Here is a 17,687-nt window from a genome sequence, read left to right on the forward strand (position 1 = left end):
CAGTGCTGTGACAGTCCGTCTCGCGGGCGGCGTTATTCGGAACTGATCACCTCGCCATGCCCTAGTGTCCTGAGTCGGACGTTCCTGCGCATCTCCGGCGCCCAGGCACGCACCTCGCGGCGTTGGAGAAACGTCCACGATGCTGCGCATCGAGGACGCTTCTCCGCCTTGCGATGCACGCACCTGGACACCGGAGCTGCTGCAGGAACGTCCGACTCAGGACACTAGTGTCCTCGCACAGGAGGTGGGTGGCGAGGTATGGAGCAGTTGCGGTTCCGGGTGTTCGGGCCCACTGAGGTGCGCGTCGACGGCGTCGTCGTGCCGCTGCGGGCCAAGCGGCTCCGGGCCCTGCTGACGGCGCTGCTCGTCGAGGCGAACCGGGTGGTCGCACCCGACGCGCTGATCGACACGTTGTGGGCGGGCGATCCGCCGGCGGGCCCTGAACAGGCATTGCACACGGCTTTTTCCCGGCTGCGCGGGGCGCTCGGTCCGGCCGCCGAGCTGATCCGCACCGTGCCGGGCGGCTACCTGATCGAGGTCGCCGACGATCAGTTCGACCTGGCCGAGTTCCGGGCGCTGGTCGAGCAGGGCAAGGACATCGACGATCTCCGCGAGCGTGTCCGGGTGCTCACGAAGGCCCTCGACCTGTGGCGCGACGTTCCGTTGGCCGGCGGCAGCGCGGCCGAATCGATCCAGGGCCGGCCCTGGCTGCTCCTGGAACGCCTGCGGACAATGGAGAAACTCAACGAGGCGAGACTCGCGCTGGGCGAGCACGCGGCCGTGGTCCCGGAGTTGACGGTCCTCGTCAAGGAGTATCCGCTGGGGGAGCGCATCTGGATCCACCTGATGCTCGCGCTCTACCGCAGTGGCAGGCAGGCCGAGGCGCTCGCGGCGTACCGGGAGCTGGCGGCTGTGCTTGCCGAGGAGCTCGGAGTCGAGCCGGCAACCGAAGTACGGGCTCTGCATCAGTCGATCCTCAGAGGTGAGGTCCCAGCCGGCCAGGTCGCGCCTGCCCAACCTGCCGACGATGGCTGGCGCACGCACTGGCAACTGCCGATGGACATCAGCGACTTCGTCGGCCGCGAGCAGGTGGTCGACGAGATCACCACCCGGCTGGTCAACGACGGCGCGATGCCGGTCGCCGTCGTGTCGGGCCCGCCCGGTGTGGGGAAGTCGGCCCTCTCGGTTCACATCGGCCACCGGCTGCGGGCTCACTTCCCGGACGGTCACTGGCATGTCCGGCTGGCCGGTGCCAGTTCCTCGCCCCGGGAACCCCTCGACGTTCTCGCCGAGCTGCTCGGGCTGGCAGGCCTCGAACCACAGGCGATCCCCGAGGAGCTGGATCCCAGAGCTGCCCTGCTGCGCTCGACGCTTGCCGACCGGCGGGTCCTGCTGGTTCTCGACGACGCCCGAGACGCCCGGCAGGTACTGCCACTGCTCCCCGGTACGGCGGGCAACGCCGTGCTGATCACCAGCCGCAACGAGCTCACCGCGCTGGCGGTCTCGGTCGGTGCCCGAGGCACCCGGTTGGCGATGCTCGATCCGGCCGAGGCGACCACGCTCCTCTCCGGCATGCTCGGCACCGAGCGGGTGACGGCCGAACCAGCCGCCGTCAACGACCTCGCGGAGATCTGCGGACGCCTGCCGCTGGCCCTCCGCATCGCTGCCGGTCTACTCAAAAGCCATCCCGACAAGTCGATCGCGGAGTACGCCGAGGAGCTCCGTACCGGCGATCGCCTCGAAGGCCTGGCCATCGGCGACGAGCCAGACACGGCGGTCGCAGCCGCCTTCGCCTTGTCCTACGACTCTCTCAAGCCGCCGGTACGACGCCTGTTCGCCCTGCTCGGCGTGATTCCAGGCGGGGACTTCACCGCTCCGGCAGCAGCAGCCCTGCTCGAATGCCCAGCGCGTGAGGCGGGCAGGCTGCTCGACTCGCTCGTCAGCGTCAACCTCGTCCAACGCGAACGCGGCCGCTACCGCATGCACGACCTGATCCGCCTGTACGCCGCCGGTCGCGCCGAAGTCGAACCTGAGGCCGGCCCAGCCTGGCAGCGACTGATCGGCTGGTATCTGCGGACCGCCGACGCGGCTGTCGACTTCGCCCATCGGGCCCACGTCCGGTTGACCGAGCGGCTCTTCGACGAGAACCCGTTCACCGACGCGGCTCAGGCCGGCAGTTGGCTCGAAGCCGAGGAGCTCAACCTGATCGCGGTCGTCGAACGCGCTGCCGACCAAGGCCCGCACGAGTCCGCGTGGCAACTGGCCGACGTACTGCGGCAGTACTGCGCTCGCCGGCGCCGGATCGGTCCATGGCGACGCTTCGCGGAGGCGGGAGCCCGAGCGGCGGCTGCGGCCGGGGATCGGGGTGGCTTGGGCGCGATGCATCACAGCCTCGGCGTGCTGAACTTCTCCACCGGCTACCACGAGAAGGCGATCGCGGAGTACACCGCCGGCTCGCAGTGCTACGCCGAGGTCGGTTTCGGCATGGGGGAGGCGGCCCTGGTCTGCAACACCGGGATGGCGAACCTGGAGATGGGCCGGCTCGGGCGAGCCGTCGATCACCTGTCCCGGGGCATCGAGATCTTCCGCGCCCTGGGGCGTACCGACCGGCTTGGGCCTGGGCTGCATTCGCTCAGCGACGTGTACCGCAATCTCGGTGAGCTCGACAACGCCATGCGGGCGGCGAACGAGTCGTGGGAGGTCAGCCCGGACCCGTTCCAGCAGCAGATCTCGCTGATCAACCGCGGCGCGACGTACCGGTTGCTCGGCGATCTGGACAACGCCGAACTCGACCTGACCCAGGCGATCACGATGGTCGAGCGGCCGGTGGTAGCCGCGTACTACGAAGTCGCCTTGCTGTACGCCGATCGCGGCCGGCCCGCCGAGGCGCTGGAGCAGGCGGCCATCTCGCTGGAGATCAGCCGGCGGGACGGGCTGGAGTGGCACGAGGCCGTCTCGCTCAATGTGCTCGGCGTCGCCTGCACACTGGCCGGCCGGTACGACGAGGCCGTCGAGAATCATGCGGCCGCGCTCGACATCGCAGTACGGCTGAAGCATCACAGCACGGAGGCGGAGGCTCGGTTGGGTCTTGCCGCTGCCGCGCTGGCCCGCAACGACCTGTCGGCCGCCCTCGACCACGGCCACCACGTGTTGAGCCAAGCCGTGGAGCTGAACCTCAGGATCATCGAGGCCCGGGCCAGCCGTCTGCTGGCCGAGGCCCACTGCCGCTCGAACAACGCCGTTGAAGCCGAGCTGCACAACGCGAGAGCGGCCGAAGTCGCCGCCGCGACCGGCTACCTTCGCGCCGTTAGGCTGGCGCGATGACAGCGCGGATCCGGTTTCGCGTGCTGGGTGCCACCGAAGTCAGGGTGGACGGCGTGGTGCTGCCGCTCAAGGCGAAGCGGCTCCGCGCCTTGCTGACCACGCTTCTCGTCCAGCCGAACACGGTGGTGACGATCGACAAGCTGATCGAGCAACTGTGGGCCGGCGAGCCGCCGACCGGTCCGGAGAAAGCCTTGCACACAGCCGTTTCGAGGCTGCGGACAGCGCTGGGACCCGCGGCGGAGCTGATCAAGACCGTGCCCGGTGGCTACCGGATCGAGGTCAGCGAGGAGCAGGTCGACCTCACCGAGTTCCAGGCGTTGGTGACGGAGGCCGAGGTCGTGGCCGAGCCGCGCGAGCGCGCCGACCTGCTCACCCGCGCCCTCGACCTGTGGCGCGATGTGCCTTTGCTGAGCGATGCGGACGGCGCAGTCGAGTCGATCACCAGCCGGTACTGGCTGGTCGAGGAGCGGCTGCGTGCGATGGAGAAGCTCGTCGACGCGCGGCTCGCACTCGGCGAGCATGCGGCGGTGATCGCCGAACTCACCTTGCTGACCAAACAGCATCCGCTGCGCGAGCGGAGCTGGATCCACCTGATGCTCGCCCTGTACCGCAGTGGCCGGCAGGCCGACGCGCTGGCGGCGTACCGGGAGCTGACCAAGATCCTCGCCGACGAACTGGGGGTCGAGCCGGCCGTCGAGGTGCGCCGGCTGCATCAGGCGATCCTCGCCGGTGACGTGCCGGCGGCCGGTCCCGAAAAGGGGCCGCAGGCAACGGATGGCGGCGGGTGGCAGACGCACTGGCAGCTGCCGATGGACCTGATCGACTTCGTCGGCCGTGACCAGGTGATCAGCGAGATCACCGCCAGGCTGCGGGACACCGGTTCGATGCCCGTCGCGATCGTGTCGGGAGCGCCAGGGGTCGGGAAGTCGGCGCTCGCCGTTCACATCGGTCACCAGTTGAGAGCGCATTTCCCGGACGGGCAGTGGCATGTCCGGCTGGCCGGCGCCAGTGGGTCACCTCGCGAGCCGCTCGACGTACTCGGTGAACTGCTGGGGCTGGCGGGGATCGACCCGTACGAAACCCCCGCCGACCTCGAACGCCGGGCCGCCCTGCTGCGGTCGGTCCTCGCCGATCGCCGCGTCCTCCTGGTCCTCGACGACGCCAAGGACGCGCGGCAGGTGCTCCCACTGCTCCCCGGTACGGCGGGCAACGCGGTCCTGGTCACCAGCCGCAACGAGCTCACCGCCCTCACCGTCGCAGTAGGTGCCCGCGGCACTCGGCTGGCGATGCTCGACCCGATCGAGGCCACCGATCTGCTCGCCGGCATGCTCGGCGCCGAGCGAGTGATGGCCGAGCCGGCCGGCGCCGTCGATCTCGCCGAGGTCTGCGGGCGCCTCCCGCTGGCCCTCCGCATCGCCGCCGGTCTGCTCAAAGGCCAGCCGGACCAGTTGATCGCGGAGTACGCCTGGGAGCTCCGCAGCGGCGATCGCCTGGCCGGCCTGGCGATCGGCGACGAGCCCGACACCGCGGTCGCAGCCGCTTTCGCCTTGTCCTATGAGGCATTGGAACCACCGGTACGCCGCCTCTTCGCGCTGCTCGGCGTCATCCCGGGCGGCGACTTCACCGCGCCCGCGGCCGCGGCGCTGCTCGACTGCTCGCCGCGCGAGGCCGGCGTACTGCTCGAGTCGTTGGTGACTGTCAACCTCGTCGAGCGCGAGCGTGGCCGGTACCGGATGCACGACCTGATCCGCCTCTACTCCGCGGCCTGCGCCGAATCCGAGCCGGGTGCCGAGGAGGCCTGGCTGAGACTGGCCGGCTGGTACCTGCGCACCACCGACGCGGCCGCTGACTTCTCCTTCAAGCCTTTCGTCCGGCTGACCGGCCGCCTTTTCGACGACAACCCGTTCGCCGACGCCAACCAGTCCGAAGCCTGGCTCGAGGCCGAGGAACCGAACCTGGTTGCCGTCATCAACCATGCCGCCGAGATCGGCCCGTACGACACCGCGTGGCAACTGGCGGATGTGCTGCGCTACTACTTCGCGATCACCGATCGCGTCGTGCCCTGGCGATACACCACGACAGCCGGTCTCAAGGCCGCCTTGGCGGCCGGCAGTGTCGGCGGCGAGGGCGCGATGCGGCACAGCCTGGCAACCCTGCTGCACACCGTCGGTGATCTCGAAAAGGGCATGGCGGAGTCGAGGGTCGCGCGCGAGTGTTATGCCGCTGCCGGGTTCCAGCTGGGTGAGGCTGCCCTGCTGTGCAATCTGGGGATGGCGGTCGACGACGCCGGCCGGCCGGTGGAAGCGGCCGAGCTGCTGAGCCGCGGTCTCAAGCTCTTCCGCGACCTCGGCATGACGCACGCGCTCGGGCCCGGACTGCAAAGCCTCAGCAACGTCCACTACAACCTCGGCGAGCTGGATTCCGCTGTCGCCGTCGCGAACGAGGCACTCGAGCTCGCGCCAGGGGACCGGAGCGACGGTGTCTCGCTGATCAACCGGGGAGCAGCCCTTCGCCTGCAAGGATATTTCGCCGAGGCGGAAGCCGACCTCAGCACGGCCCTCACGGTGACGGACCGCCCCGCCGTCGCGGGCTTCTACGAGATCTCCTGGCTGTACGCCAACCTCGGCCGCTTCTCCGAGGCCGAGTCGAAGGCCGTCGAAGCCTTGCGGATCAGCCGCCGGGACGAGATGGAGTGGCACGAAGCGGCGTCCCTCAACGCGCTCGGGACCGCCGTCCTCGGCCTCGGCCGGTACGACGAGGCGGCCCGGCACCACACCGAGGCCCGCGACATCGCGGCCCGGCTCAGTCATCGGGGGACCGAAACCGAGGCGTTGCTCGGCCTGGCCGCCGTGGCCTTCACCCAAGGGCAGCTGTCCGCGGCACAGGAGCTGGCTCTCCAGGTGCGGGATCGGGCGCGGGAGATGCACCACCGGATCGTCGAATGCCGCGCGCTGCTCCTGCTGGCCGAGGCGAGCCGCCGGAGTGGAAACCCCGGCGAAGCCGAGAACCTGGCCGCCGAGGCCGCCAAGATCTGCGCGGAGACCGGCTACGTTCCTACCGAGAGGATCGGCTGATGGTGGACTACGACGACCGGCTTCATCAGGTCTACGCAAGCGGCCGGGCTCTTCCGGCGGACAGTCTGCGCACCTGGATGGAGACCGCCGTCGCCTTCGCGCCCACCGGGCGGCCGCTGACCGTTCTGGATCTGGGGTGTGGGATCGGCCGGTTCACGCCCGCGCTGGCCGAGACCTTCGGCGGTCCGGTGTACGGCGTCGAGCCGTCGACGATGATGCTTCGGCAGGCACCCCAGCACCCTGCGGTGACGTACCTCGAAGGCTCGGCCGAGTCGATCCCGTTGGCCGACGAGTCGTGCGACCTGGTCTGGTTGTTCCTGACGATCCACCACTGGGCGGATCCGCTCCAGGGCCTGCGCGAGGTCAGACGAGTACTCCGGCCCGGGGGAGTGGTCATCTTGCGCACCCAGTTCGGCGACCAGATGCCGAACCTCTACTGGTACCGGTACTTCCCGAGCGCACGCGAGGTGGACGCCTCGATGTACCTGCCGTTCGATGAGGTCCGGGCCGTGGCGGAGCAGGCGGGGCTCGTTGCCGAGGAGCAGCCGCACTGGGTGGACGTGACAGAGCCGCGGACCCTGCGGGCGACGTACGAGCGGCTGAAGGTGCGGGCCTTCTCGACCTTCGAGCACATCGCCGAGGACGAGCTCGACCGCGGCTTCGCCGAGTTCGAACGGGATGCGGCAGCCGGCCCCGACCGTGAGCTCCCCGCCTTCCCCGCAGGCGTCTTGCTCCTCAGGCGACCTTCCAAGTGACGTTGACCGCCGAGGGCTTCCGGAAGACCAGCCCGTACGGCGGGGGAGAGGTCGGCTCGAGCTGGAGGCCGGGCAGCCGAGTCAGCAGGGCGGTGATCGCGCTGACCGCCTCGAGCCGGGCGAGATGCATGCCGAGGCAGATGTGCGGCCCGCTGGCGAAGGCGAGATGACGGCGGGCGTTGGCACGGCGTACGTCGTACCGGTCGGGGTCGGGGAAGACGTCCGGGTCGCGGTTGGCGCCGGCCAGCGAGACGATGACGAAGTCGCCACGCTTGATCTCGGCGCCGGCCAATGAGACGTCGTTGGTCGCATAGCGGTCGACCACGGCCGCGGCGGGCTCCAGCCGGAGTGACTCCTCGATCGCGTTGGGGATCAGTGAGTGGTCGGCCAGGACGAGGGCCAGCTGGGCCGGGTTGGTCAGGAGATGCCACAGGCAGTTGGTGATCATCGCTTCGGTGGTCTCGATACCGCCGAACATCAGGACCGCGGCATTGGCGACCACCTCGTCCGTCCCGAGCCCGGCGTGCGCCGCCTCGGCGATCAGCGAGTCGGCGTGATCGATGCTTCCGGCAACATGCTGGTGCAGCTTGGCGAAGGCCGCGGCGCCTTCGGCCGTGACAGCGCGCCCGGCGGCGACACCGCTCACCGACAAAGAGATGTCCTGGTACCAGTCCAGCACCGTCGCGGCGTCCGTCCGTTCGAGACCCAGGGAATAGGCCACCACCGCGACCGACAACGGCCCGGCGACAGTACGCCGCAGGTCGGCCACGCCAAGCGACTCGATCGCCGACACCAGCCGATCGGTCTCCTCCTCGACGAACCCGGTGAACCGCGCCCGTGTCTGAGCCAGGCTGAACGGCTGCTCGAACGGCGCTCGGTGCTCCGCATGCGCCGAACCGTCCAGCGAGAGCATCGACGGCCCGACCACCTGCGCGGTCGAGAACCGCGGGTCGTCCACAGTGAAGGTCTCCGGATCCCGCATCACCCGCATCGCCGCTTCCCGCCCGGAGACCACCCAGCCGTTCAGCGCGTCACTCCAGCCGACCGGCCGCACCCGCGCCAGGAAGCCGTGCGGATCGTGCGACAGCTCATCCACCGTGGTCATGCTCAGCAGCCTACAAATCGCCGCCGACTGGCTAGGACCACTATGGGTACTGGTCTGGCTGCGACAGATCGGAACTCAACGACTCAGCAGGGCAGTGGGTTACGAAACCGGCGAACCGGCCATCTAGGGTGTGGGCCATGTCTGAATACCTGGTGCTGCTCCCCGCCGTAGATGTGGCGGACGGGCAGGCTGTCCGGCTCGTGCAGGGTGAGGCCGGCAGCGAGACCTCGTACGGCGACCCGCTGGCCGCCGCGATGGCCTGGCAGGAGGCCGGCGCGGACTGGATCCACCTGGTCGACCTGGATGCCGCCTTCGGTCGCGGCAGCAACCGCGAGCTGCTCGCGGAGGTGACCGGCAAGCTGGACGTGCAGGTCGAACTGTCCGGTGGCATCCGCGACGACGAGTCGCTGGAGGCCGCGCTCGCGACGGGCGCCCGCCGGGTCAACATCGGCACGGCCGCGCTGGAGGATCCCGAGTGGTGCGACCGGATCATCGCGCAGTACGGCGACCGGGTCGCGATCGGGCTGGACGTCCGTGGCCGGACGCTGGCCGCGCGCGGCTGGACCAAGGAGGGCGGCGACCTCTACGAGGTGCTCGAGCGGCTCGAGCGGGCCGGCTGTGAGCGGTACGTCGTCACCGACGTGACCAAGGACGGCATGCTCCAGGGGCCCAACCTGGACCTGTACCGCGACCTGTGCGCGCGCACCGAGAAGCCGATCGTCGCCTCCGGTGGTGTCTCCAGCCTGGACGACCTGCGCGCGCTGAGCACGCTGGTGAGCGACGGCGTCGAGGGCGTCATCGTCGGCAAGGCCCTGTACGCCGGCGCGTTCACCCTCACCGAGGCACTCGAACTCACCCGTGGAGGCGACAAGTGAGTCTTGCCGACAAGCTGGCAGGCAAGAAGGTCCTGGTCACCGGTGTCACCGGCTTCGTCGGTGAGGCCCTGCTGCACCGGATGATCGGCGATCTGCCGGACACCACCGTGGTCGCGATCATCCGTCCGAAGGGTTCCCTCAAGGGCACCGACCGGATGGCGCAGATGCTCAAGAAGGACATCTTCAAGCCGTTCTACGGCGAGGGCACCCCGTACGCCGACGCCGCCGAGCTCACCGCCGCCAGGGTCGAGGTCGTCGAGGGCGATCTGTCCGACGTACCGGCGCTGCCGAAGGATCTCGACATCGTCGTGCACTGTGCCGGTGACGTCTCCTTCGACCCGCCGATCCACGAGGCGTTCACCACCAACGTGCTGGGCACCAAGAGCCTGCTCGAGCGCATCGTCGAGGCGAGCGACGGCCGCCCGGTCCACTACGTGCACATCTCCACCGCCTACACCGCCGGCCGCCGCCGGGGCGCGATCCCCGAGGCACCGGTCGACCACAACGTCGACTGGCGGACCGAGGCCGAGGCCGGGATGGCGATGAAGGCCCGGATCGAGGAGGCCTCCCGCAGCGCCGCGATGCTGATCAAGTTCCGCAAGGAGTCGGAGAAGCTGCACCGCCGGGCCGGTCACCTGACCGCGGCGGCCGACACCGAGCGCCGGCGTACCGAGTGGGTGGCCAAGAAGCTCGTCGAGACCGGCACCGAGCGCGCCCGCAGCCTCGGCTGGACCGACTGCTACACCTTCACCAAGGCGCTCGGCGAGCGCGTGGTCGAGGAGTTCGCGGCCAAGCTGCCGACCTCGATCGTCCGGCCGGCCATCATCGAGTCCGCGGTGCAGAGCCCGCACCCGGGCTGGATCGAGGGCTTCAAGATGGCCGAGCCGCTGATCCTGGCCTACGGCCGCGGCGAGCTGCCGGAGTTCCCGGCCAGCCCCGACTCGGTGGTCGAGATCATCCCGGTCGACCACGTGGTCGGCGCGATCTGCGCGGTGATGGCGACCGAGCCCGAGCTGTCGAAGCCGGAGTACTACCACGTCAGCTCCGGCGCCCGGAACCCGCTGACCTTCGAGCAGCTGTACGCCGGTGTGCGCGCGTACTTCTCCAAGCACCCGTTCGACCTGGGCGAGCGCGGCGCGGTCCGGCTGCCGGTCTGGAAGTTCCCCGGCGGCGACTCGGTCGAGAGCATGCTCCGGTACGGCGAGAAGGCGCACAAGATCGCCGACCACATCATCACGCACGTCCCGCGCGGCGAGCGCACCCGCAAGTACGCCCGCGAGCTCGACGTCCAGAAGCGCCGGATCGACTTCCTCCGCCGCTACATGGACCTGTACTCCGAGTACGCGCAGGCCGAGCTGCAGTTCATCGACGACAACGTGCTGGCCCTGCACAACGCGCTGGAGGGTGACGACCGGGAGAAGTTCTGGTGCGACACCTCGATCGTGGACTGGCAGCACTACCTGCAGGAAGTGCACTGCCCGAGCGTGACGGACTCGCTGCGCCGGCTGGACGTCGTCCGGAAGAAGCGGAACAAGGCGCTGGCCGAGTCCGCGGGCACGCTCAAGAAGGTGCAGCCCTCCGACGACGCCGAGATCATCGCCGCGTTCGACATGGACGGCACGCTGCTGTCCTCGAACGTGATCGAGACCTACCTGTGGATGCGGCTGCCCGAGCTGGACAGCCACCAGCGGGTCGGTGAGATCGGCGCGATGCTGCGCAAGCTGCCGAAGCTGATCTCGGCCGAGCGCAAGGACCGCGGCACCTTCCTGCGCACGATCTACCGCCGCTACCAGGGCGCCGACCTGGAAGAGCTGAACAAGATTGTCGACGAGGTGCTGGCCGAGCACGTGCTCGAACGCCTCAGCGGCGCGGCCGTCCGGCGGATCCGCGAGCACAAGGCGGCCGGGCACCGGACCATCCTGATCACCGGCGCGGTCCGGCCGCTGACCAGGCCGCTGGAGCCGTTGTTCGACGAGATCGTCGCGGCCGAGCTGGCCGTCGACGACCGTGGCCGGTGCACCGGCTTCCTGACCGGGCCGCCGCTGGTCGGCGAGTCCCGGGCAGCGTGGATCAAGCACCGCGCCCGCGGTACGAACATCGACCTGTCCAAGTCGTACGCCTACGCCGACAGCCACTCGGACCTGCCGATGCTGACGACCGTCGGCAACCCGGTCGCCGTCTCGCCGGACGTGTCGCTGTTCCGGGCCGCCCGGGCCGCGCGCTGGCAGATCGTCGACTGGAAGACCCCGTCCACCTCTTCGCGTCTGGAGATCCCCGGGGTGAACGCCCGATGATGCTCGCGCTCGAGATGTACCGTTCGCCGGCCAAGTTCCTGGCGGCGAAGGCGATGGGAAGCCGGATCCCCGGCATCCTGACCGGCCCGGCCGCCCCGCTGCGCCTCGTCACGATCGAGGAGCCGCGTTCCGACCGCGAGGGCTGGGCGAAGATCCGGCCGATCCTGTCCGGGATCTGCGGCTCCGACCTCGGCATGGTCACCGGCCACACCAAGCTGTACTTCTCGGCAATGGTGTCGATGCCGTTCGTGCCCGGCCACGAGATCGTCGGCGTCCTGCTGGAGGACTGCGAGGACCTGCCCAAGGGCACCCGCGTAGTCATGGACTCGGTCCTCACCTGCGCGGCCCGTGGCGTCGAGGCCTGCGAGGGTTGCGCTTCCGGCAACACGAACCGCTGTGACCGGATCACCGTCGGCCACGTCGCGCCCGGACTGCAGACCGGCTTCTGCCAGGACACCGGTGGCGGCTGGGGCAACGTCATGGTCGCCCACCGCAGCCAGCTGTACGCCGTACCGGATGATCTTTCGGACGAGCGGGCTGTGCTCACCGAGCCGCTGGCGTGTGCCGTGCACCTCGCGCTCAAGGCGAAGGTCGAGCCGGGTCAGTCAGTCCTGGTCAGTGGCGCCGGAGCGGTCGGGCTGTTCGCGACGCTCGCGTTGCGCGAACTGACCCAGGCCGGCCGGATCACCGTCGTGGCCAAGCACCCCAAGCAGCGTGAGCTGGCCCGGGCCTTCGGCGCGAGCGACGTGGTCGCCCCCGACGAGGTCTTCCGCGGCGTACGCCGGGCCACCGGCGCCTTCCGGCTGAAGCCGGAGATGGCCAAGGAGTTCCTGCTCGGCGGCGTGGACATCGCCGTCGACGCGGTCGGCAGCAAGGACTCGATCGACACCGTCCTACGGGTGACCAAGGCCGGTGGCCGGGTCGTCCTGTCGGGGATGCCGTCGACGGGTGCGGACCTGTCGCCGGTGTGGTTCCGCGAGCTGGAGCTGACCGGCACGTACGCGTCCTCGCGGGAGGAGCCGAACGAGCGCCCCGCCTTCGAGACCGCGCTGGAGATGGCCGCGAAGGCCCCGCTGGACGGGATCGTCGGGGCGAAGTACCCGCTGTATCGGTGGCGTGAGGCGCTGGACCACGCGCAGTCCGCCGGCCGCCTGGGGACCGTCAAGGTCGCCTTCGATGTGAGGGCTTCCTGATGACGGGCCCGTTGAACGTACGACGAGAGAGGTTCTGACATGTCTCGGCCAGGGTTTGTGCTTGAGGTGGACGACCGGACGCCGCCGCTGCTCGTGCACAACGGTGAGGGCTTCCTGCTGGAGCGGTTCCCGCTCGGTACCCGGGTGGTGTACCCGCCGGAGGCGCTGCCGCCGGTCCGCGACGTGGAGGAGGCGATCCAGAACGCCCTCCTGCACCCGCTGGAGTCCGAGCCGCTGCCGGAGCTGCTGCGGCCGGGGATGCGGCTGACCATCGCGTTCGACGACATCTCGCTGCCGCTGCCGCCGATGAAGAAGCCGGACATCCGCCAGCGCGTCATCGAGGCCGTCCTGACGATGGCCGCGGACGCCGGCGTCGACGACGTCGAGCTGATCTCGGCCAACGCGCTGCACCGCCGGCTCACCCCGAACGAGCTGCGCGACATCGTCGGCGAGCGGGTCTTCCGGTCGTTCTTCCCCGACGGCAAGCTCTACAACTTCGATGCCGAGGACGCCGACAACCTGACCCACCTGGGGCAGACCAAGCACGGTGAGGACGTCGAGATCTCCAAGCGGGCGGCCGAGTCCGACCTGCTGGTCTACGTGAACGTGAACCTGGTGGCGATGGACGGCGGCCACAAGTCGACGTCGATCGGGCTGGCGTCGTACAAGTCGCTGAAGCACCACCACAACAGCCACACGATGATCCACTCGCGGTCGTTCATGGACCACAAGGCCTCGAAGATGCACCATTCGGCCTGGCGGATGGGCGCGGTGCTGACCGAGCACGTCAAGGTCTTCCAGATCGAGACCACGCTGAACAACGACATCTTCGGCGGCCCGCTGGAGTTCCTGCAGAAGCGCGAGTGGGAGTGGTCGATCAAGGACCAGGCCTCGATGCTGGCCACCAAGCGCGGGCTCGACCTGGCCCCGGCCAAGGTGCGGCACAAGATCTTCACCGACGTCCGGTCGAACTACGGCCTGACCGGGATCCACGCGGGCTCGATCGAGCCGGTGCACGAGAAGACCATCGAGAACGTGCACAAGCAGCACCTGGTCGAGGTGCAGGGCCAGTCCGACGTCGCGATCATGGGCGTGCCGTTCGTCGGCCCGTACAACGTGAACTCGGTGATGAACCCGATCCTGGCCGCCTGCATGGGCCTGGGCTACTACTTCAACTCCTACCGGGGCAACCCGGTCGTCCGCAAGGACGGCGCGGTGATCCTGTACCACCCGGTGGACTACGAGTTCAGCCAGCTGCACCACCCGTCGTACGTGGACTTCTTCGAGGAGGTGCTGTCGGAGTCGACCGACCCGGCCACCATCGAGGCGAAGTTCGAGAAGCAGTACGCCGAGGACCCGTGGTACATCCACCTGTACCGGACGTCGTACGCATACCACGGCGTGCACCCGTTCTACATGTGGTATTGGATCTCTCACGCGCTGGACCACTGCGGCGACATCGTCTGGGTCGGCGGCAACCGCAAGACGGTCGAGCGGATGGGCTTCCGGTCCGCCTCGACGCTGCAGGACGCGCTCGAGATGGTCAGCCACTCGGTCGGCCGGTCGCCGTCGATCACCTACCTGCACAACCCACCGCACCTGCTCGCGGACGTCCGCTGATGGGGACGAACCTGGTGAAGTTCAGCCGCGACACCGCTCGGGACGTCCGAGTGGTGGCCCGCGGCTGGCGCTGGGGCCGGCGGCCGCAGGTACCGCGGTCGGCCGAGCCGTACGTGGTGAAGAAGGAGACCTCGGTCTTCCCGACCCGCTGGGCCCGGACGCCGGCCGCGATCGCGGTCCGCGAGGTGCTGCAGAAGGGCGCGCTGAACTCGGTACTGCGCTTCGAGGTGAACCCGCAGGTCAGCGGGCTCGACTCGCTGCGCAAGGTGAACGGGCCGGCCGTCATCGTGGCGAACCACTCGTCCCACCTGGACACGCCGCTGGTGCTCTGCACGCTGCCGGACGACATGCGCCGCAAGACCGCTGTCGCTGCTGCTGCCGACTACTTCTTCGACACGTGGTGGCGGGCGACCGCGTCGGCGATCGTGTTCAACACGTTCCCGATCGAGCGCCGTGGCGGCAAGCTCAGCTCGACGCCGGGTGACCTGCTGGACGACGGCTGGAACGTGGTCGTCTTCCCCGAGGGCACCCGGTCGCCCGACGGGTGGATGGAGCGCTTCCGGATGGGTGCGGCGTACATCGCGGTCGAGCACGGCGTACCGGTGATTCCGGTGGGCATCAAGGGTTCCTTCGCCGCGATGCCGCGCGGTCGCGGCTGGCCCGTGCCGGGTCGTCCCACCGTCGCAGTCCGGTACGGCGACCCGCTGTACCCGGCCGAGGGTGAGAGCGCCCGCGACTTCGCGCCGCGCATCTCGGCGGCCGTGTCGGCCTTGCTGGACGAGGAGTCGAGCACCTGGTGGGAGGCCCGTCGCCGGGTCGCCGCCGGAGCCTCACCATCACAGTCCGGCCCCGACGCCGCCCGCTGGCGCCGAGTCTGGGAGTCAACCGCCCCGGTCCAACCGGCCGGATCAAAGCGCCGCGCCTGGAAGTGAGTTGACCGCGGCGCGTCTCGCACGCGCCGCGGTTCTCCGACTAGTTTTCCTGGTCGAGTGAGTAGAGGCGTTCTTCCAGTAGTGGGCCGATCTGGTCCATGGTGGCGCCGAGGTCGAGCCAGGAGCGCTCCCGGCCGGTTGGCTCGTCCATGCCGGCGACGGCCAGGCTGTAGACGCCTGTCAAGATGTCCCGCCCACCCTTGGGATGCGCGACCGAGAGAGCGAACTCCACGGCCAGCCCGGTCCGGACCACCTGGACCTTCGCCGGATCGGCAGGGTCAGGTTTGCCGCCGGTGAGGAACTGTGGCTCGGCGGTCACCTTCAGCCACTCGACCTTGGCTCCCACGACCTGCTCGGCCAGGGACAGCTCGATGCTGTCCCGCACCGTCTGGCCAGGGTCGTCGCCCAGCCAGCCGAGCCAGTGGCCTGGTTCGGTGAGCGCGCTGAAATCGTCCCGCGGCGGGCCGTGATTCTCGTTGGCGACGTACTCGTCGGTGAGCTGGCCGGAGTCGTCGACCTTCCAGCCGCCCTTGATCGCCTCGGGCGGCACGTATCCGTCCGGGTCGTCGACCCAGTCCGCGTCGATCTCGTAGACCCAGCCGCCGGGAGTACGGGCGGCTTCGGCGGCCAGCCCGGGGGCCGGCTTGCGGCGGCCCCACTTGGGAATCTTCACCGTCCGAGTTTGGCCCATCCGCCGGGTCAGCCGCGCCGGACTCGGTACCCTTTCCGCGTGAGCCTCGCCGTGCGTGTGATTCCCTGCCTCGACGTTGATGCCGGCCGGGTGGTCAAAGGCGTCAACTTCGCCGACCTGCGCGACGCCGGTGACCCGGTGGAGATGGCCCGGCTGTACGACGCCGAGGGCGCCGACGAGCTGACGTTTCTCGACATCACCGCCTCGTCGGGGTCGCGCGAGACGACGTACGAGGTGGTCGGGCGGACGGCCGAGCAGGTGTTCATCCCGCTCACCGTCGGTGGCGGTGTGCGCGAGGCGGCCGACGTGGACCGGCTGCTGCGCGCCGGGGCGGACAAGGTCGGCATCAACACCGGCGCGATCGCGCGGCCCGAGGTGATCTCGGAGATCGCGAAGCGGTTCGGCAACCAGGTGCTGGTGCTTTCTCTCGACGTACGCCGGTCCGCCGGCCAGCCGAGCGGTTTCGAGGTGACCACCCACGGCGGGCGCAAGTCGGCCGGGCTGGACGCGATCGAGTGGGCCCGGCGCGGCGCCGAGCTCGGGGCGGGCGAGATCCTGCTCAACTCGATGGATGCCGACGGCACCAAACAGGGTTTCGACCTGGAGCTGATCCGGGCGGTGCGTGCGGTGGTGGACGTCCCACTGATCGCCAGCGGGGGAGCGGGGCTGCCCGAACACTTCCCGCCGGCCGTCGAGGCGGGAGCGGACGCAGTACTGGCCGCGAGTGTTTTCCACTTCGGCGACCTGCGGATCGCGGACGTCAAGAAGGCCCTGCGTGATGCCGGCATCGTGGTCCGGTGAACGGGATGGTCACTGACCAGAACCAGCAGCTGGTCGCGGACGTCGAACACGAGCTGTCGAACCTGTTCCGCCGCTCCCGCTCCGCCCAGATGCAGCTCGCCCGTCGCGTCCACCCCGAGATGGACGCGGCCGGCTACGCCCTGATCTCCCAGATCGAGCTGGGCACCACGTCGAGCCGCCCGGGGGTGCGGGCTTCCGATGTCGCGCAGGCGCTGGGCCTCGACAAGTCCACCGTCAGCCGGGGCCTCAGCCACCTCGAGTCGCTCGGCCTGATCGAACGAGTAGGCGACCCCGACGACGGTCGCGCCCGCCTCCTCCGCCTCACCGACACCGGCGCCACCCGCTTCGGCGCCATGCGGGCCCAACGCCAGGCGGAATTCCGGGCCATCCTCGCCCGCTGGGACACCGCGGACCTGTCCGACCTGGCCCGCCTCCTCAGCCGCCTGAACCTCGACCTCAGCTAGTCCTGCCCGCCGCCCGCGGCAGGCTTCCTCCCGACCATATGGTTGCAGAAACCAACTAGTTGATTATATAGTTGGGTTATGCAACTAGCTCAGGACGTTGAGCGGGATGTGGCGGCTCAGGATGTGATCGAAGGGGTCAGCTCGCTGGTGCGGGCGGTCCGCTGTATCGAGCATCGGCAGTTGTGGCCTGACGCCGGGTTGCGGCGGGCCGACGCGAGTGTGTTGAAGGTGCTGGCCAAGGGCGGCGAGCAGCGGGGTGGGGAGATCGCCGGGAAGCTCGGGGTCGATGCTTCGGTGGTCAGCCGGCAACTGACTGCACTCGAGAGCGACGGACTGGTGAGTCGTCGGCCCGATCCGGCCGATGCCCGGGTGTCGCTCGTTCAGCTCACCGACGCCGGCCGCGCCCGGCTCGAAGCCCTGTACGCCGGATACGCCCGCCAGCTTCGCGCCTCCCTGGCGGACTGGGGTGATGACGAGATGGCCGCGGCTGCCGCAGTACTGCGCCGCGTCGCCTCCGCCGTCGGCCAGGCGACCGCCGGCGCGAAGTACCCGAACTGAA

At 69.5% G+C, this 17,687-nt stretch carries 13 protein-coding genes; 11 read left to right on the forward strand and 2 right to left on the reverse strand.

Going from position 1 to position 17,687, the window contains the following annotated elements; all coding sequences use genetic code 11:
• The first annotated feature begins 258 nt into the window (after positions 1 to 258).
• Genes AB0F51_RS01470 through AB0F51_RS01480 form a run of 3 tightly spaced genes read left to right on the forward strand, consistent with a single transcriptional unit; the run spans position 259 to position 7,153 of the window.
• The gene (locus AB0F51_RS01470; protein WP_360272311.1) at positions 259 to 3,324 is read left to right on the forward strand and encodes a BTAD domain-containing putative transcriptional regulator; all 3,066 of its coding nucleotides are present in this window, start codon (positions 259 to 261) and stop codon (positions 3,322 to 3,324) included.
• Positions 3,321 to 6,398, forward strand: coding sequence for a BTAD domain-containing putative transcriptional regulator (locus tag AB0F51_RS01475; protein ID WP_360272314.1), 3,078 nt, complete (start codon positions 3,321 to 3,323; stop codon positions 6,396 to 6,398). Before AB0F51_RS01470 ends, AB0F51_RS01475 begins: the two co-directional genes overlap by 4 nt.
• On the forward strand, positions 6,398 to 7,153 hold the full coding sequence (locus AB0F51_RS01480) for a class I SAM-dependent methyltransferase (protein WP_360272317.1): 756 nt from the start codon (positions 6,398 to 6,400) through the stop codon (positions 7,151 to 7,153). Before AB0F51_RS01475 ends, AB0F51_RS01480 begins: the two co-directional genes overlap by 1 nt.
• On the opposite strand, the gene AB0F51_RS01485 is transcribed toward AB0F51_RS01480, so the two are convergent.
• Positions 7,134 to 8,258 (reverse strand): cytochrome P450, encoded by a 1,125-nt coding sequence (locus tag AB0F51_RS01485; protein WP_360272319.1) that lies wholly within the window; start codon positions 8,256 to 8,258, stop codon positions 7,134 to 7,136. The genes AB0F51_RS01480 and AB0F51_RS01485 overlap by 20 nt on opposite strands.
• Before the next feature lie 137 nt (positions 8,259 to 8,395).
• Between AB0F51_RS01485 and priA the strand changes: the two genes are divergently transcribed.
• Genes priA through AB0F51_RS01510 form a run of 5 tightly spaced genes read left to right on the forward strand, consistent with a single transcriptional unit; the run spans position 8,396 to position 15,172 of the window.
• Positions 8,396 to 9,133: a bifunctional 1-(5-phosphoribosyl)-5-((5-phosphoribosylamino)methylideneamino)imidazole-4-carboxamide isomerase/phosphoribosylanthranilate isomerase PriA gene (gene priA / locus AB0F51_RS01490; RefSeq protein ID WP_360272322.1), complete on the forward strand. Its 738-nt coding sequence runs from the start codon at positions 8,396 to 8,398 to the stop codon at positions 9,131 to 9,133.
• A complete protein-coding gene (locus AB0F51_RS01495; protein WP_360272324.1) occupies positions 9,130 to 11,427 on the forward strand; it encodes an HAD-IB family hydrolase in 2,298 nt (765 codons plus the stop codon). Before priA ends, AB0F51_RS01495 begins: the two co-directional genes overlap by 4 nt.
• Positions 11,424 to 12,620: a zinc-binding dehydrogenase gene (locus AB0F51_RS01500; protein ID WP_360272327.1), complete on the forward strand. Its 1,197-nt coding sequence runs from the start codon at positions 11,424 to 11,426 to the stop codon at positions 12,618 to 12,620. The genes AB0F51_RS01495 and AB0F51_RS01500 overlap by 4 nt, the downstream gene beginning before the upstream one ends.
• A gap of 39 nt (positions 12,621 to 12,659) precedes the next feature.
• The gene (locus AB0F51_RS01505; RefSeq protein WP_360272329.1) at positions 12,660 to 14,240 is read left to right on the forward strand and encodes a lactate racemase domain-containing protein; all 1,581 of its coding nucleotides are present in this window, start codon (positions 12,660 to 12,662) and stop codon (positions 14,238 to 14,240) included.
• On the forward strand, positions 14,240 to 15,172 hold the full coding sequence (locus tag AB0F51_RS01510) for a lysophospholipid acyltransferase family protein (protein ID WP_360272332.1): 933 nt from the start codon (positions 14,240 to 14,242) through the stop codon (positions 15,170 to 15,172). The genes AB0F51_RS01505 and AB0F51_RS01510 overlap by 1 nt, the downstream gene beginning before the upstream one ends.
• Before the next feature lie 40 nt (positions 15,173 to 15,212).
• Here AB0F51_RS01510 and AB0F51_RS01515 read toward each other — a convergent pair whose 3' ends face one another.
• Positions 15,213 to 15,845: a hypothetical protein gene (locus tag AB0F51_RS01515; RefSeq protein ID WP_360272334.1), complete on the reverse strand. Its 633-nt coding sequence runs from the start codon at positions 15,843 to 15,845 to the stop codon at positions 15,213 to 15,215.
• A gap of 57 nt (positions 15,846 to 15,902) precedes the next feature.
• On the opposite strand from AB0F51_RS01515, the gene hisF reads away from it, so the two are divergent.
• The 3 genes from hisF (at position 15,903) to AB0F51_RS01530 (ending at position 17,686) form a co-directional block, all read left to right on the forward strand.
• Positions 15,903 to 16,664 (forward strand): imidazole glycerol phosphate synthase subunit HisF, encoded by a 762-nt coding sequence (hisF, locus tag AB0F51_RS01520; RefSeq protein ID WP_360272337.1) that lies wholly within the window; start codon positions 15,903 to 15,905, stop codon positions 16,662 to 16,664.
• Positions 16,665 to 16,669: 5 nt separating this feature from the next.
• Positions 16,670 to 17,128: a MarR family winged helix-turn-helix transcriptional regulator gene (locus AB0F51_RS01525; RefSeq protein ID WP_360274537.1), complete on the forward strand. Its 459-nt coding sequence runs from the start codon at positions 16,670 to 16,672 to the stop codon at positions 17,126 to 17,128.
• A gap of 78 nt (positions 17,129 to 17,206) precedes the next feature.
• Positions 17,207 to 17,686: a MarR family transcriptional regulator gene (locus AB0F51_RS01530; RefSeq protein WP_360272340.1), complete on the forward strand. Its 480-nt coding sequence runs from the start codon at positions 17,207 to 17,209 to the stop codon at positions 17,684 to 17,686.
• The last annotated feature ends 1 nt before the right edge of the window (position 17,687 follow it).

Source organism: Kribbella sp. NPDC023855, from assembly GCF_040639475.1.
Classification (GTDB): domain Bacteria; phylum Actinomycetota; class Actinomycetes; order Propionibacteriales; family Kribbellaceae; genus Kribbella.

What these genes read in the sequence shown, in the direction of transcription:
- AB0F51_RS01470 (WP_360272311.1), top strand. Translation starts at nt 259, where the DNA reads ATGGAGCAGTTGCGGTTCCGGGTGTTCGGGCCCACTGAGGTGCGCGTC.
- AB0F51_RS01475 (WP_360272314.1), top strand. Translation starts at nt 3,321, where the DNA reads ATGACAGCGCGGATCCGGTTTCGCGTGCTGGGTGCCACCGAAGTCAGG.
- AB0F51_RS01480 (WP_360272317.1), top strand. Translation starts at nt 6,398, where the DNA reads ATGGTGGACTACGACGACCGGCTTCATCAGGTCTACGCAAGCGGCCGG.
- AB0F51_RS01485 (WP_360272319.1), bottom strand. Translation starts at nt 8,258, where the DNA reads ATGACCACGGTGGATGAGCTGTCGCACGATCCGCACGGCTTCCTGGCG.
- priA (WP_360272322.1), top strand. Translation starts at nt 8,396, where the DNA reads ATGTCTGAATACCTGGTGCTGCTCCCCGCCGTAGATGTGGCGGACGGG.
- AB0F51_RS01500 (WP_360272327.1), top strand. Translation starts at nt 11,424, where the DNA reads ATGATGCTCGCGCTCGAGATGTACCGTTCGCCGGCCAAGTTCCTGGCG.
- AB0F51_RS01505 (WP_360272329.1), top strand. Translation starts at nt 12,660, where the DNA reads ATGTCTCGGCCAGGGTTTGTGCTTGAGGTGGACGACCGGACGCCGCCG.
- AB0F51_RS01510 (WP_360272332.1), top strand. Translation starts at nt 14,240, where the DNA reads ATGGGGACGAACCTGGTGAAGTTCAGCCGCGACACCGCTCGGGACGTC.
- AB0F51_RS01525 (WP_360274537.1), top strand. Translation starts at nt 16,670, where the DNA reads ATGGTCACTGACCAGAACCAGCAGCTGGTCGCGGACGTCGAACACGAG.
- AB0F51_RS01530 (WP_360272340.1), top strand. Translation starts at nt 17,207, where the DNA reads ATGCAACTAGCTCAGGACGTTGAGCGGGATGTGGCGGCTCAGGATGTG.